A 15438-nucleotide genomic window follows, 5' to 3' on the forward strand; every position below is an offset into this window, starting at 1 on the left:
TTCAATACTGTGGTATCATATCATATTGTATGAATGATGTCAAGCCCCACTCAGAATTAAAACCTCAAGAATAAAACATTCGATTTAAAACTTCAAATCAAGGCTCTAAACCTTCTGGTGAATGGGGATTTGTGCTTATAGCACTATATTATAGCAATCAATTAGTTTACAAGCTTTGCAACGTTCAGCTTAACGCCAGGACCCATGGTAGAGGTCAGGGCAACGCTCTTAAGGTATGCGCCCTTAACGGTGCTTGGCTTAGCCTTCATGATCGCATCAATAAGCGTCTGGAAGTTGTCCGCTAACTGCTCCTCTGTAAAAGAAGCTTTTCCTACTGGCACGTGAATAATGTTTGTCTTGTCGAGTCTGTATTCAATCTTACCAGCTTTGATGTCGTTGATAGCCTTGGTAACATCCATGGTTACGGTTCCGGCCTTTGGGTTTGGCATTAAGCCCTTGGGTCCCAGTACACGGCCCAGACGGCCTACAACGCCCATCATATCAGGGGTAGCTACCACAACGTCGAAATCCAGCCAGCCGTCGTTCTGAATCCTCGGGATCAGTTCCTCTGCTCCTACGTAATCAGCACCTGCTGCCTGAGCCTCATCGGCCTTTGGTCCCTTTGCAAATACTAAGATACGTACAGTCTTGCCTGTTCCGTGAGGAAGAACAACAGCGCCACGAATCTGCTGGTCAGCATGACGTCCGTCACATCCTGTTCTGATATGAAGCTCTACAGTCTCATCAAATTTTGCGGATGCATTCTTCTTCACTAATGTGATAGCATCAGCAATGTCATAAAGTGCAGCACGGTCTACGTTTTTCATAGCCTCTGCATATCTTTTTCCTGATTTCATTCTAAATAACCTCCTAGTGGTATTGACGGGGAATCTCCCTCCCACGTTCATATAACGGGTAAATGCCTTAGCAACCCGGAAACCTTGCTCGGGTGTCTCCGGATTCATGCACCAATTGTATTATTCCTTGGTATAATTCCCAGATATGATTCTTTGGAATTATTCCTCGATGGTAACGCCCATGCTTCTTGCAGTGCCGGCAACCATGCTCATGGCAGCCTCTAAGCTGGCAGCATTTAAGTCTGGCATCTTAGTCTCTGCAATCTTCTGAAGATCAGCCTTCTTAAGAACAGCTACCTTTGTCTTGTTAGGAACACCGGAACCGCTCTTGATGTTGCAGGCCTTCTTAATCAGAACAGCTGCAGGCGGGGTTTTGGTGATGAAGCTGAAGCTTCTGTCCGCATATACGGTAATGACAACAGGGATGATCATGTCGCCCTGATCTGCTGTCCTTGCGTTGAATTCCTTGGTAAACTGAACGATGTTGACACCGTGCTGACCAAGTGCTGGTCCAACTGGTGGTGCTGGTGTTGCTTTGCCAGCTGGAATCTGTAATTTAATATATCCTGTTACTTTCTTTGCCATCTTAGGCACCTCCTAAAATTATGTGGTATTGTCGGGAATGTCCCTCCCACCAGCCCCTGCCCTGCAGAAGCTGATTCCTTGTGTTACAAACGGACGCCTACATCTTCTTGACTTCGGCAAATCCAAGTTCAACCGGTGTTTCACGGCCGAACATCTCAACGTGCATGGTAATGGTCTTTTTACTGTCGTTGATGGCCTTGATGGCCCCCACAGTATCCTTCCATGCACCGGAGATAACAACTACCATATCTCCTACTTCAAAGTCGACTAAGACATCTTCTTCTCTATGGAATCCCAGGCTGGCCATCTCTTCTTCTGTCAGAGGAACCGGTTTGGAGCCCGGACCTACAAAGCCCGTGACACCGCGGGTATTCCGCACTACATACCATGTATCATCGTTCATGACCATGTTGATGAGTACATACCCCGGGAACATCTTCTTGTCCGCCTTTTTCTCCACACCGTTTTTAAGTTCAACCACAGGGAGCATAGGAACGGACACCTCTAAGATCTGGTCCTGAAGGTTCCTGTTTTCAATTGTTTTCTCAATGTCGACCTTGACTTTGTTCTCATATCCTGAGTAGGTATGGACTACATACCAATGTGCTTCTGACATACAATCACCCTCGCCTTTGTTTCAATCCGTTTTCGTTTGCTTTTTGTCTGCTTAAATTAAAGAATAAAGCTCAAACCAAACTTCATAACGAAGTCCAGGACAGCAATCATCACGCCAATCGCAATCGACATGAAAAGCACTGCCACAGTCTGTTTTGCCACGGTTTCCTTGTCAGCAAAGACGATTTTCTTGTACTCTTTCTTCAGCCCGTGAAAAAAGCTAGGCTTTTTGTCCTTCTTAGCTGCCTTCTTCTCAACCTTGTCAGCCTTGGCCGTTTTCTCTGTGGTTTCTACAGCGTTAACTGTATTCTCTTCCATAATTTCACGTCCTTTACTGAGCAGGATTACTTTGTTTCCTTATGCATGGTATGCTTCTTGCAGAATCTGCAGTACTTCTTTGTTTCCATACGGTCCGGATGAGTTTTCTTGTCCTTAGTCATGTTGTAATTGCGTTGTTTGCATTCTGTACATGCCAGTGTAATCTTTGTGCGCACGACTTCCACCTCCACTTATATTATCGTAGTTAACATTTGCCGCTCAGGTACTTAATTTTGAGCATAAAAAAAAGACCTAAGCTCTTCCATTCGCCCGTTTACTATACCATAGAAATGTCCGTACGTCAAGGGATTTTTGTGGATTTATGGGGTGTAGACCGGGGTATGTTGGTTCCGTCTGCTGGTTTGAAATCCTGCCGTACACCCCATATATCATAAAATCATCATTGTCCATGGCCAATGAATACGGTTACAAAATATACATGCTCTGCCCCGGCCTTTCTGAGAGCCCGTGTACACGCTTCAATGGTACTGCCCGTGGTATAGATATCGTCCACCAATATAATATTTTTCATACCGGAGGGCAGGACAGATGCCGTGAAAGCCTGCTCCAGGTTCTTTAACCGGCCGCCGGAGTCCAGGGATTTCTGGGGAGCTGTCTTTCGTGTTCGTTTCAGAATAGAAGTATTTACCGGAATTCCCAGGGGACCGGAAAGGCGCCGGGCTAATTCCTCTGCCTGGTTAAATCCTCTTTCCCGGCGCCGGGACGGATGGACCGGCACAGGGATAAGGGCATCTCCGTCCATGAAGCGGATGCGTTTTCCCATTTTCCTGACCATGGCCTCGCTGTAGAAATCCAGATATTCCCTTCTATTATTATACTTAATCCGGGCCATGGAACGGCTGGCTGTGTCATCGTAATTGATAAGGCTCAGTCCATAATCAAAGCTGCGCTTATGTCTGGTACAGTCATAGCAGTATTCAATAGTCTCATCCAGAACTTCCTTTCCGCACTTCTTGCAGACAGGGCGGCGTACCCATGACAGCTTTGTCATGCAGCCCGGACATATGAGGTCTCCTTTGGGCAGGACAATACCGCCGCATACAGGACAGCGGCGCGGAAACAGAATATCTGTCATAAAATCAATGCCTTGTGGAATTATCTTCATCAGCTTTTTCTCCTGTACCTTCTCAGCCAATGGAATCCGGCTGCGCATATATCTCCCCGATTCTGCTTTTAAGCCCGGAATACCGTTTCTGCTCCACACAGTTTGACGCCATGGTGTAAAATGCGTCCGGCTGTCCCACCAGACACACGCATGAGCGGGCGCGGGTCACGGCCGTGTATATGAGATTGCGGGTCATAAGCATGCGGGGACCATTGTACATGGGGATGATGACTGCCGGGTATTCGCTTCCCTGGGACTTGTGGATGGTGATGGCATAGGCCAATTCCAGCTCCTCCAGCTGCTTGAAGCTGTACTCTATCATCTTGCCCTCATCGAATTCAACGGTGAGCAGTTCCGCAAAATCATTGATCTCCCGGATGATTCCAACGTCGCCGTTAAAGATTCCTGCTCCCTTGTCCACAGGTATGCCGTACTTGTTGCGGACCTCCCACTCCATCTGGTAGTTGTTCTTTATCTGCATGACTTTATCACCTACCCGGTAAATGGTTCCGCCTGACTCTTTTTCCTTCTTGGACTTATCCGGCGGATTCAGGTAGTTCTGCATGATCTGGTTCAAACGCTCCACGCCCAGGGCGCCTTTTCGCATGGGCGTCATGACCTGGATATCAAAGGCATTGGCGTGTACATAGTCTGGCAGCTTCTTCTGGATCAGGGTGATGGCCGCGCTTATGACCGCATCCGGATTGTCCCTTCGGATAAAGAGGAAATCCTGGCTGCGTTTTGCCAGGTCAACCGGCTCTCCGGCATTGATTTTGTGGGCATTGACTACTATATCGCTTTGGGCGGCCTGGCGGAAGATGTGGGTCAGCTTTACCACATTAAAGCTGCCGGACTCGATAATATCCCGCAGTACATTCCCCGGACCCACGCTGGGGAGCTGGTCCACATCCCCCACCAGGATAAGCCGGGTGCCCACGTTTACTGCCCGCAGCAGGGAATGCATAAGGCTGATGTCCACCATGGACATTTCATCTATAATGATGACATCGGCATCCAGAGGATTTTCTTCATTTCTGTCAAAATGCATTCCCATGCTCTGGGCTCCCTTTCCAGACCTTGGCGCGCCGGGGATCACAGGGGCGTCATTGCCGGGCATTCCCACCGGGACCAGTTCCAGCATGCGGTGGATGGTCCTGGCCTCATATCCTGTTGCCTCCGTCATCCGCTTGGCCGCCCGGCCCGTGGGCGCTGCCAGAAGTATTTCCATCCCCTCCATCTCAAAGTACCGGATGATTGTATTGATGGTGGTTGTCTTACCGGTACCGGGGCCTCCGGTGATAACTAACAGTCCGCTGTTTACGGCTTCGTATACTGCCTTTTCCTGCAGTTCATCCAGGTGTATGGACTCCTGCTGCTGTATCTTTAGGAGATTGGCCTTGATTTCGACCTGTGGAATGTCTCCCTTAATGTTCAGGTCATGCAGCATACGGGCTGCATTGAGCTCCAGATAATAGTAATGGGAGGAGTAGACCAGTGGGCCCTGGGCAGACGGCTTTACCACCACCTTGCGGTCTATCTGCATATCCATCAGATGCTTCTCCATGGCAGACGGCTCTACCTTTAAAAGCTCAGATGCCTGGGCAAACAGTTCGGTCTGGGGAAGATAGGTATGGCCGTTGGCAGTAGCCTGGAGAAGGGTGTACAGAATACCGGCCTTAATGCGGTAATCGGAATCCGTAAAGATTCCCACCCGCTCCGCTATCTCGTCAGCCATCTTAAAGCCCACCCCCGGAATATCATCTGCCAGACGGTAGGGATTTTCCCGGATAATCCCGTATAACGTGGGACCGTACTCCTGGTATATCTTGGCCGCCAGGTTCATGGTAATGCCGTAATTCTGAAGGAACATCATGGCCTGGCGCATATCCTTTTTGTCCTCCACCTGCTCAGCTATGGCCATGGCCATTTTCTCACTGACACCCTTTACCTCGGACAGGCGCTCCGGCTCCTCCTCCATGATCCGGAAGGTGTCTGCCTTGAAATGGCGCACGATTCGGGCAGCCAAAGCGGCCCCGATGCCTTTGATGGCACCGGAGCCAAGATAGCGTTCCATGGACAGTTCATCCTGGGGTGTTTTCATCTCATAGCTTTCTATCTGAAGCTGCTCTCCATACACCGGGTGCTGGGTCATATGGCCGCTGGCTTCTATCATGTCGCCTTCTGCCGCATAAGCCAGATTGCCTACCATGATGACTTCTTCCCCGTCGCTCTGATCCGTGACGCTCATTACTGTATAGCCGTTTTCTTCGTTGCGGAACTTAATCCGCTCTATAAATCCTGTTATTGTCGCCATCGTTTCATCAAAAGGTTAAAAGAACCCGGTGCCAGGGCATGTCCGGAATACTCCAGTCCATCACGCTGTGCCGGGTTCTGATTTTTAGTAATCTTCTCTTCCGCCGCCTACTCCCATGGATGCCTCCATAGCCATGTTCATGCCATGGGCAAACTCTATAAACTTGCCGGTACCGATGGCCACTGCAGTCAGTGGGTCCTCTGCAATCATGGTCGTAATGCCCGTCTTTTCCTCAATCAGGGCATCCAGGCCGCTGAGCAGGGAACCTCCTCCTGTCATCACGATGCCTCTGTCAAAAATATCGGCTGCCAGCTCCGGCGGGGTGCGCTCCAATACATTGTGGACAGCATCCACAATCTGCAGAGCAGGCTCCCTGAGTGCCTCCAGCGTCTCGTCTGAGGTAACCACGATGGTCTTTGGAAGACCAGTCACCAGGTTGCGTCCTCTGACTTCCATGGTCAGGACTTCCGGCCTGCGGTATGCTGCTCCGATGTTAATCTTTATCTCCTCAGCCGTGCGCTCGCCAATCAGAAGGTTGTGCTTCTTCCTCATATAGCGCACCAGTGCCTCGTCAAAGTCATCGCCTGCAATCTTGATGGATGTGCTGACAACCGGGCCCCCCAGGGAAATGACCGCAATGTCGGCTGTACCGCCTCCGATATCCACAATCATATTACCGCAGGCCTTTCCGATATCAATACCGGCGCCAATGGCCGCAGCAACCGGCTCTTCGATAATAGCCACTTCCCTGGCGCCTGCCTGGTAGGTGGCGTCCTCCACTGCCTTTTTCTCAACCTCAGTGGCTCCGCTGGGGATACATACGCTGATTCTGGGCTTGCGCAGTGTTTTCTTGCCCACTGCCTTGCTGATGAAATATTTAAGCATCTTCTCTGTAATGGTATAATCTGAAATAACGCCCTGGCGCAGAGGACGGACAGCAACAATGTTGCCCGGGGTACGTCCAATCATAAGACGGGCTTCCTCACCGATGGCCATGATTTTGTTGGTATCGCGGTCAATGGCCACAACGGACGGTTCTTTTAACACAACGCCTTTACCCTTGATATATACAAGGATACTGGCAGTTCCTAAGTCAATTCCAATATCATTGGACATCATCGAAAACATATAGATAGTTCCTCCTCGCTAACTGAGCCGGACCGGAAGCACACACTGGTGGCCTCCATGCTTGTCCCCTGTGGGGACCAAACGCCGGAACAGACCGCATCAATCGCTTAAAATATAAATGGTTGCATTGCATTACTTCTATGCATTGCTTCTATTATATACAATATTGTAAAGTTTTCAAAGGGTTTTTTTCTTTTTTATTTTCTTTATGTTTTTTTCATGCCAAGGACATATTTTCGTCACAATTATTGCTTATTATAATAACAAGTTCACCGAGAGGTGGACGAGGCCTTTGTTTCAAGTGATTACTTGAAATCACAAAGCTTTTTCATACTCATACCGGACGGAGTAATCCGTCCGGCCCCCCTATAACATTTTCTTTTTTTATATACCTACCATTCCCACGCAGGCGATAAGCCATGCAGAAAAAAGCAGAAAAAGAACCGGCACCGTATTTGCGGATGCCGGTTCTTTTTTGCCGTATGTGTCCATGGTCAAAGACCGTCTATACTTTTCCTTATCCGAAGTATAATCAACTCGTAATGCAAAAAAGGAATTTCAAAAAGTATTTCAAAAAGAAAAAGGAGAGTGCATTAATTATGAGAAAGCAGACAAAGTTAGTTGCTGTATTATCAACAGCAGCACTGCTCGCTATTGGTGCATCCATGACTTCTTTCGCAGCTACAGGATGGGCTGAGGAAGACGGTACTTGGGTATATTACAACAGAGACGGCGAGAGAGCAACTGATCAGTGGAAGAAATCCGGTAACAACTGGTACTGGTTAGACAGCGACGGCGAAATGGCTATCGATCAGCTGATTGAAGACGGCGACAACTATTATTATGTAGACATCAACGGTGTTATGGCAGCTAACCAGTGGGTAGCTATCGACAACGAGGATGCAGGACAGGACGATGAACCGGATCATTACTGGTATTATTTCCAGGCCAACGGCAAGGCATTGACTCAGGGCGATAATGACAAGGTTTCCCTGAAAACAGTCAACGGCAAAAAGTATGCTTTTGACGATGAAGGCAGGATGCTGTTCGGCTGGGTAGATGAAGACAGCGCTGAGCGCGTTGACGATACGGACGGCGACGGCTTTAAAGAAGGCACCTACTATTTCGGCGGCGAAGATGACGGCGCAATGACCGTTGGCTGGTTACAGCTCGATGTTACCTATGATGAGGCCACCAACGACGATTATAAGTATACCGCTCCTGTGTTTAATGATGATGAGGACCAGACACGTTGGTTCTACTTCAAGTCCAATGGTAAGAAAATTTATGCTGAAGACGGAGACCGCACAAAGGATAAGACCATCAACGGCAAGAAATATGCCTTTGACGAATACGGCGCAATGGTAGCTGAGTGGTCTCTGGACGAGGAAGATCTGCCTGGCAAGAGCCTTGCCTCCTACTCTGATGCTGTAGAATCCGGCGACGTTAATGCCGGAACAGCCAGCGCTTCCAATATCATAACCGGTAAGGCCTTTAATGCCAAGTACAGCGAGGCATGGAAATACTTCAACAGCGTTGACGACGGCGCCCGCGTAAGCAAGGGCTGGTTCAAGGTAGTTCCTGCTGAATATCTGAACGACGAGAAATACAATGATGATGAGGACTACTGGTACTACGCAGACGGCAGCGGCAATCTGTACGCCGGTGAGTTCAAGACCATCAAAGGCAAGAAGTATGCGTTCCGCAATGACGGCCGTATGATTGACGGACTGAAGTTCATCTATGAAGACAAGGATGCCCAGAGCCTGACTGTATGGGCTGATGACGATGATCCTTACAGATTTGACTCCGAGGACGACTTTGATGATAATGCTCCTCTCTATGAGGCTGCCGGATACTACTGCTACTACTTCGGCGACGGCGATGACGGTGCCATGAGGACTAATAAGAGCACAGTTGAGATTGATGGAGAAAACTTCAACTTCTACTTTGAGAAATCCGGCGGCAAGAAGGGTGCCGGCTTAACAGGCGAGAAGGATGATAAGTTCTATCAGTCAGGCAAGCTGCTGAAGGCTGACAGTGATGATAAGTACTCTGTTGTCCAGAGACAGTTAGTGAAGAAAACAGATGGAACCATAAACAGCGAGCTTGAGGTAGTTACCACTAAAGACAGCACTACCACTGAAGTTTACAATATGCTGGATGATGTTGATGAATTATTGTCCGTAACTAAAGATGCAGGTATTGAAATCTTAACCATTGACGACCTTAATTCATCTGCTTACTCAGGTAAGGCTGATTCTATTCTGAAGGCAGCAAACATTAATAAGGATTTGGAAGACCTGAGAGAGGTTTACATCTTCGGTACCAAGGACGAAAATAGCAACTTTAAGGCATCTGAGCTGAATACCAAGGATTACTTCCTGGTAAATACATCCGGTAAGGTACTTGACAGCAAGGGCAGACATAAAGACGGCAGTGATTACTACTACGCTCTGACCGGCAGCGGTAAGATCGCCGGTATCTATGTAGAGGATTAATCCAAACTGCGGTAAGCTGATGCTGCAGATTAATTAGTAATATAAGGGGGAAGCGTTATGACTGATTTAGTTGATTGTCATAACGCTTTCTTTTATTATCCAAATTCATAATGACAACAGGAGGACTCTATTTTGTTTAAAAAAATTGCAATATTGGGAATGGCCCTGATGTTAGGCCTCTCTTCTTCCACTGCTGCCTTTGCAGACCAGACAGAGACATCAACCACAACTATGGAGAACTGCGGGGCTTTTCTTTTTGAATGGAGGCCCGTGGACTGCGGCGACGGTCATTATTTTGCCATATTAGTAGGCGGAAATACTATAAGTGAAAGTGATGTCATCTTAAACAGAGGATATGATTACCCTTATACCTTTGACTATACGGTTCCGCGTCCATGGGGCGAGGTTCCCCAGTTAGTTAATATAGATGGTATCTGGGGTATCCCTGAAAACTGGGCCATCCTTCCGGAAGGAAGCCAGCCCACACTTCGCATCACGCTTGTTACAAATAATAATATACTCCCCACCAAGGAACGATACATTGATGTAGTCAGCCTGCCGCGGAATATTAATTCCAGGGACCTGCCGGCCGAAGTACGGAAATATTTAATCAATGTGGACGGTTCTGACGCCGGTGCCTATGACGGCACCACCACAGCCGGATGGGAAGAGGAAAACGGTTTATGGCGCTACCGGAAATCAGATAATACCTATGTCTCAAACACATGGCTTAAACTGGATGACAAACAATACTACATGAACGAACAGGGCATCATGCTGGCCGACACCATTACCCCCGACGGCTATTATGTAAATGCAAAGGGCGAGAAAACAGGTTACATACCCGGCTGGCTCCAGGACGGCGCAAGCTGGAAATATGTGAGGAAAAACGGATATTATGCAGCCAATCAATGGATTCAGGACACGGATGGAAAGTGGTACTATTTTGACATGGCGGCTGTCATGCTGGCGGATACCACTACTCCTGACGGCTATTATGTGGATGCCAGCGGTGTATGGGATGGCCAGCCCGCCTCTGCTGTCATAAACGGCGAAAATCCCGGTCCAGGAGTGGACACAGCTGCTCATACTGAAGAATAATCCTGCCTTTTCTACTGCGGCACTGATAAGCGGCAACCGGGGTACCATTTTGGTACTCCTCTGCCGCTTATCATTTTATCCGGAAGTTAGACATTTTCCTTCTATTTGTCTATACTTTTGTGTTTATCGTCTGGTTTTTATGAATAATCTATCGAAATTTGTTCATCAATAGACAAATAAATGAAACTGTATATTTATTTTTGAGGAATCCTGAGCTAATATATTTGTTAAAAAATGAAAGGAGCAAACTTATAATGGAACCCATGGAGTCCCCGAATTTCTTGGAACATGCTGAACTTCTGGATGAAAATACCCCTCATTATCTCAATGCATTTCACAAATATCTAATCCAGCATAACATGTCCCCTAACACAATCACTGCCTATATCTATAGCGTAAGGCACTTTTTTACATACTTTGGACAGCTTAATTCCAATAATGTCAGCCTATACAAAGTATACCTCTTAGACCATTATCAGCCCCAGACAGTCAACATGCGCATCCGCGCTCTGAACTGTTTCTTAAAATTCCAGGGCATCAGTGATTACAGAATACGCGCCCTCCGGCTTCAGCAGAAAAAATATACGGACTACATCATAAGCCAGGCCGATTACGAATACCTGAAGCGCAGACTCCGCGAGGATGAACAATATACCTTCTATTTTATCATACGGTTCATCACTGCTACCGGGGTCCGTGTCAGTGAATTGATCTCTTTTCAAATACAAGATGTCATAAACGGATATAAAGACATCTATTCAAAGGGAAATAAGATGAGACGCGTTTATATCCCCACTGCTCTGCAGGAGGATACACTCCGATGGCTGGAATCTGAATTCAGAAAAAACGGGCCTCTGTTTCTGAGTCACCTCAAACGGGGCATTTCTGTCTCTGGCATCCGCTCTCAGTTAAAAACATTTGCATACCGGTATCACCTTGACCCCAAAGTAGTATATCCCCATTCTTTCCGGCATCGTTTCGCTAAAAATTTTATAGAAAATGGCGGAGATATTGCTTTCCTGTCCAATCTCCTGGGGCATACCAGTATCGAGACTACCCGCATCTATCTGAGGCGGAGCAGTACGGAACAGTCACTTATTGTAAATCAGATTGTAGACTGGTAATGGAATGAAAGGTGTGCTCAGCATGAAAACAAATATGCAGGAAATAAATGGACCGGCCTTTCATGCCTATCTGAAAAAAGCCCAGTCCTCTCCTAATACGATTCGCAGCTGCCTGGCTGCCTACAGACTTTATCATTCCCTGTACAATGACCTGGCAGTCAATCATCTGCTCTGCTTTAAGGACTATCTTATCAGGCACTACAAAGCATCCACAGTGAATAACCGGATATACGGAATCAACCGTTATCTGGACTTCCTTGAAGAGATTTACGGCAGCCAAATGATCCACTTCCGGCTGACTGTTATCCGTACCCAGCAGGCAGCCTTCCTGGACAATATCATTTCCCAGGAAGACTATGAAACATTTAAGAAAAGACTTAAGGACAGCGGAAATATGCTGTGGTATTTTGTTGTGCGGTTCCTGGCCTGTACAGGAGCCAGGGTCAGTGAATTGATTCAGATTAAAGCGGAGCATCTGCATCTGGGCTATATTGATCTCTATACAAAGGGTGGTAAAGTCCGCCGTCTGCATTTTCCTGATGCTTTGTGTCAGGAAGCCCTGGAATGGCTGTCTGCAAAGGGCCAGGTTTCCGGTTTTTTGTTTGTCAACCGCGGAGGAAACCAAATTACTGCCCGCGGAATCAGCAGCCAGCTCAAGACACTGGCCATACGCTGTAACATTCCGCCTGAAACAGTATACCCTCACTCCTTCCGCCACAGATTTGCTAAAAATTTTCTTGAATCATTTAATAGATTTCCAATTATCTCGTTAGATGTTCTTATATGCCGGTATAGCCCTTAACTTCGGGCTTTTCCGGCATTTTTCCTATCGGAAGAACCTCACAAACATTCTTATTACCCCTCATGTTTTCGTTCTCAAACGTAGTACAAACAGTAGTACATTCTGCGTATCTTATGCGGCCTTGGATTCCTGGGCGCTCTCTGACGCAGGCTGCGCGTTGACTGCGGCGGCGGTCTGTGACTTGGCTTGCAGCCGTTCCATTTCCTCCTGTGCGGAATGGAACGTGGCGTGGGCGTAATAGTTCAGCGTCATAACGATATTGGAATGCCCCATAATGTACTGCAATGCCTTGGGGTTCATGCCCGCATTTGCCATTCTGGTACAGAATGTATGCCGCATGGTGTGTGGCGTCATGACCTCCGGCAGCGGTTCCGCATGGAACTTGTTGAACTTCTTGGCAAGGCCCTGAAACATGGAATCATAGTTGACAGCCGCTTTCGGCAGTCCGTCCCGATTTAAGAACAGGAATCCCTTATACCCGTCCACCACAACGCCTTTGCCGTCCTTTCGCCTGTGCAACACACGCTGAAATGCTTTGTAGGCCGCTGCGCTCATAGGCACCTGGCGATAACCGCTGTCTGTCTTTGGCGCTTCGATGTAGTAGCCGTCCTCGGTGCTTCTCAAAAGCTGGTGGTCTACATTCACAAACCGCTTGTCAAAATTCAGGTCGGCAGGCGTCAGGCCGCAGAGTTCGGAAACGCGAAGTCCGGTTTCCAGCAGAATCAATACCTCGTCATAATACTTGGCATAAACGGGGTCACTCTGCATGAAGCCCAAAAGCTCCTTTTCCTGTGCAGGGGTAAGCGGCACCTTTGGTACGGTATCGTCGTTGATAACCTCATTGATCTGGAAGTCAAAGGGATTCTTGCGGAGGCAATCGTCCTGTACGGCCATGTGAAAAATGGCTTTCAGGGAACGCTTGCCGTTGCAGATGGTATGATAGGCCACGCCCTTTTCCTGCATACGCAAGGCCCATTCTTTGGCGTCAGACAGCTTCACGCTGTCGATGCTGGCCCCTCCGATTTTATCCTCGGACAGAAGTTTCATTAACTGCTGGCGGCTCTTATGGGTTCCCCGTTTCACATTGCCCCGCTGCCGGATATACTTTTCATATAGCTGGCACACGGTCATTTTCTTACCGATGGTGTCAATCCCATCGTCAAGGTCTTTTTGTATCTGCTTGATTTTCTCACGCAGAGAAATATCCGGGCGTTTTCCGGCAGGGATTTTGTCCGTAGGGACTAACTTCCATGAGTACACAAACTTCGGTTCTCCAAAGGTATCCGTATATTTGTAGGCGTATCTTCCGTCTGTTCGCTGGCTCTCTCCAGATTTCAAAAGGCGGCCTTTGCTGTCCCGCCTTTTTTCATCTCGTTCTTTTTTTGACATTTCGTCATGCTCCTTTCCATGACGGAAAGAGCCTTGACACGCTTTAAGAGTATTATAGCATAGTCAAGGCTCTTTTTCACTAGATTGTGTCAAGAGAATCAATGATTTTTTCAAATTTTTGCCGTTTGATCTGGATGCGGTTGCCGTTCAAAATCACCCAGCCAGCGGATGGGTTTTCCTCGGCAAGCCGACGCAGTTTGTTTTCTCCAATGCGAAAATATTTCGACGCTTCCTCAATGGTAAGCGTATACTTTTCCCAAATAGGCACATCGTTATTACTCATAATATGGCCTCCTTCTGTTCAAAGCAAAGGTTCCTTGTAAATGTGGGCAAAACACGGACGGCTGGCGGCCCAGCTCCACGGGCTTTTCACCCCCGTGTGGTTCTCACACGGCCCTACCCATTGCCTGTGACGCTTTTAACGCTCGGACTGTGGCTGTAAGGGAGTATCATTGTCCTGCCTGCACGTCATCGCCCATAAGCAGCTACGCTTATTTTGCGGCTGGGTGGTTGTCGCTCCGCTGTTTTCGTAGAAACCAGCATCATGGCGCACCCGCCGTCCGGCTCGGTGTAGACAGAATGTGTCCGTATGCCCTATGACGCGCCGCCATTGTCCTGCGGGCGTATTTGTCAAGGTACATACATCAGCCACCGAGCCGGCGGAAATGCGGAAAGAGAGTAATAAGACATTTCCGTTACCGTGGCCGGGTCGTTACTTCAAGGCAACGATGATGGAATGAATGAGCTTGATTTCCAAACGGTGCTTCATATACTCGTCCACGCACACATAGGGGATGCCGTTGCTGTCATACAAGGTGCGGATGCAGAGCTTGTTTATGTAGTCCTCATAGTACCGCAGCACTTGCTCCATAGCCATTGCATCCCCAGCGTGGGCAGCTTCCATCACCGAAAGGGGAAGAAGCTCTCTGCCGTTGAATGTAGGTTCCTTCATCCGCGTTTACCTCCCTCTGGCATGAACGCCATCAATTTCATACGCAACTGTTTCAGGGTCCTTGTCCTGTGACGCTGTACGGCGCTGCGGGACATTCCCATGAGGCTGCCGATTTCTCCGTCTGCCAAATCCAGAACACAGTGCAAAATCAAAATGCTTTGTTCCTGTTCCGGCAGGCTGGCGAACGCCTCGGCTACAAGCTCGTTGTCGATCAGCAGGTCATACCCATACGACGAAAAAACGTAGCTGTCGCTGGGGTAATCATCCACGACTGAGAGCTTGTCCATTTCCTCTTGTGTCAGAGCATCCAGCGACTTTTCACGTTCGCGGCGATGCGCCATCTCCGACCAGTAGCTTTTAGCCTCATTGCGGAGTACCGCTTTGCAGAAAGCATCATAGCGGTGCCGCAGGATAAAATCATTGCGGGGGATCGTTTCCATCTTTTCACCCCCTTTCTGTGGGGGATTTCGGTGGTTTTCTCCCTTTCCGCCAAAGTTACTGTTGAAAGGCCTCCAGCTACCCGCCAAACACCACTTTTTTAAAAAAATTTTGAAAAAGTGTTTGACCGATAGAGCGGGCCGAAGGAAATAACAAAATTCGCCCGGAAGGGCATAAACCCTCCGGGC

16 protein-coding genes and 1 other annotated feature (1 of these 17 only partly in view) are annotated in these 15438 nt (G+C 48.2%); of the genes, 4 read left to right on the forward strand and 12 right to left on the reverse strand.

Annotated elements, in window-relative coordinates; genetic code table 11:
* Window positions 1–15, reverse strand: a sequence feature (ribosomal protein L10 leader region); it reaches 133 nt to the left of the window's first position.
* A 146-nt stretch (window positions 16–161) separates the two neighbouring features.
* The 8 genes from rplA to mreB form a co-directional block, all read right to left on the reverse strand.
* On the reverse strand, window positions 162–857 hold the full coding sequence (rplA, locus tag CGC65_RS26745) for a 50S ribosomal protein L1 (RefSeq protein WP_002566638.1): 696 nt from the start codon (window positions 855–857) through the stop codon (window positions 162–164).
* 159 nt (window positions 858–1016) lie between these two features.
* Window positions 1017–1442 (reverse strand): 50S ribosomal protein L11, encoded by a 426-nt coding sequence (gene rplK / locus CGC65_RS26750; RefSeq protein WP_002566637.1) that lies wholly within the window; start codon window positions 1440–1442, stop codon window positions 1017–1019.
* A 97-nt stretch (window positions 1443–1539) separates the two neighbouring features.
* The gene (gene nusG, locus CGC65_RS26755) at window positions 1540–2058 is read right to left on the reverse strand and encodes a transcription termination/antitermination protein NusG (protein ID WP_002566636.1); all 519 of its coding nucleotides are present in this window, start codon (window positions 2056–2058) and stop codon (window positions 1540–1542) included.
* A gap of 56 nt (window positions 2059–2114) precedes the next feature.
* A complete protein-coding gene (gene secE, locus CGC65_RS26760) occupies window positions 2115–2375 on the reverse strand; it encodes a preprotein translocase subunit SecE (RefSeq protein ID WP_002566635.1) in 261 nt (86 codons plus the stop codon).
* A 26-nt stretch (window positions 2376–2401) separates the two neighbouring features.
* Window positions 2402–2551, reverse strand: coding sequence for a 50S ribosomal protein L33 (rpmG, locus tag CGC65_RS26765; RefSeq protein ID WP_007038517.1), 150 nt, complete (start codon window positions 2549–2551; stop codon window positions 2402–2404).
* Window positions 2552–2775: 224 nt separating this feature from the next.
* A complete protein-coding gene (locus CGC65_RS26770) occupies window positions 2776–3549 on the reverse strand; it encodes a ComF family protein (RefSeq protein ID WP_002566634.1) in 774 nt (257 codons plus the stop codon).
* Entirely contained in the window at window positions 3524–5815 is a 2292-nt protein-coding gene (gene recD2 / locus CGC65_RS26775) for an SF1B family DNA helicase RecD2 (protein WP_002566633.1), read from the reverse strand. Before recD2 ends, CGC65_RS26770 begins: the two co-directional genes overlap by 26 nt.
* Before the next feature lie 84 nt (window positions 5816–5899).
* Window positions 5900–6943, reverse strand: a complete 1044-nt coding sequence (gene mreB / locus CGC65_RS26780; RefSeq protein ID WP_002566632.1) for a rod shape-determining protein — start codon at window positions 6941–6943, stop codon at window positions 5900–5902.
* A 599-nt stretch (window positions 6944–7542) separates the two neighbouring features.
* On the opposite strand from mreB, the gene CGC65_RS26785 reads away from it, so the two are divergent.
* The 4 genes from CGC65_RS26785 to CGC65_RS26800 all read left to right on the forward strand — a co-directional run bounded on the left by CGC65_RS26785 (window position 7543) and on the right by CGC65_RS26800 (window position 12471).
* Window positions 7543–9444: a PspC-like choline-binding domain-containing protein gene (locus CGC65_RS26785; RefSeq protein WP_048928848.1), complete on the forward strand. Its 1902-nt coding sequence runs from the start codon at window positions 7543–7545 to the stop codon at window positions 9442–9444.
* Window positions 9445–9576: 132 nt separating this feature from the next.
* Window positions 9577–10545, forward strand: a complete 969-nt coding sequence (locus tag CGC65_RS26790) for a hypothetical protein (RefSeq protein WP_002566644.1) — start codon at window positions 9577–9579, stop codon at window positions 10543–10545.
* Window positions 10546–10799: 254 nt separating this feature from the next.
* Complete coding sequence (locus CGC65_RS26795; protein WP_002566645.1) at window positions 10800–11669, forward strand: tyrosine-type recombinase/integrase; 870 nt, start codon at window positions 10800–10802, stop codon at window positions 11667–11669.
* Window positions 11670–11691: 22 nt separating this feature from the next.
* Complete coding sequence (locus tag CGC65_RS26800; protein WP_002566646.1) at window positions 11692–12471, forward strand: tyrosine-type recombinase/integrase; 780 nt, start codon at window positions 11692–11694, stop codon at window positions 12469–12471.
* 111 nt (window positions 12472–12582) lie between these two features.
* On the opposite strand, the gene CGC65_RS26805 is transcribed toward CGC65_RS26800, so the two are convergent.
* The 4 genes from CGC65_RS26805 to CGC65_RS26830 form a co-directional block, all read right to left on the reverse strand.
* Window positions 12583–13860, reverse strand: coding sequence for a site-specific integrase (locus CGC65_RS26805; RefSeq protein ID WP_002566647.1), 1278 nt, complete (start codon window positions 13858–13860; stop codon window positions 12583–12585).
* Window positions 13861–13939: 79 nt separating this feature from the next.
* Window positions 13940–14143 (reverse strand): excisionase, encoded by a 204-nt coding sequence (locus CGC65_RS26810; RefSeq protein WP_002566648.1) that lies wholly within the window; start codon window positions 14141–14143, stop codon window positions 13940–13942.
* 429 nt (window positions 14144–14572) lie between these two features.
* Entirely contained in the window at window positions 14573–14812 is a 240-nt protein-coding gene (locus CGC65_RS26825) for a helix-turn-helix domain-containing protein (RefSeq protein WP_002566649.1), read from the reverse strand.
* Window positions 14809–15252, reverse strand: a complete 444-nt coding sequence (locus CGC65_RS26830) for an RNA polymerase sigma factor (protein WP_002566650.1) — start codon at window positions 15250–15252, stop codon at window positions 14809–14811. Before CGC65_RS26830 ends, CGC65_RS26825 begins: the two co-directional genes overlap by 4 nt.
* Window positions 15253–15438: the final 186 nt, after the last annotated feature.

The organism is Enterocloster bolteae (assembly GCF_002234575.2).
Taxonomy (GTDB): Bacteria; Bacillota; Clostridia; order Lachnospirales; family Lachnospiraceae; genus Enterocloster; species Enterocloster bolteae.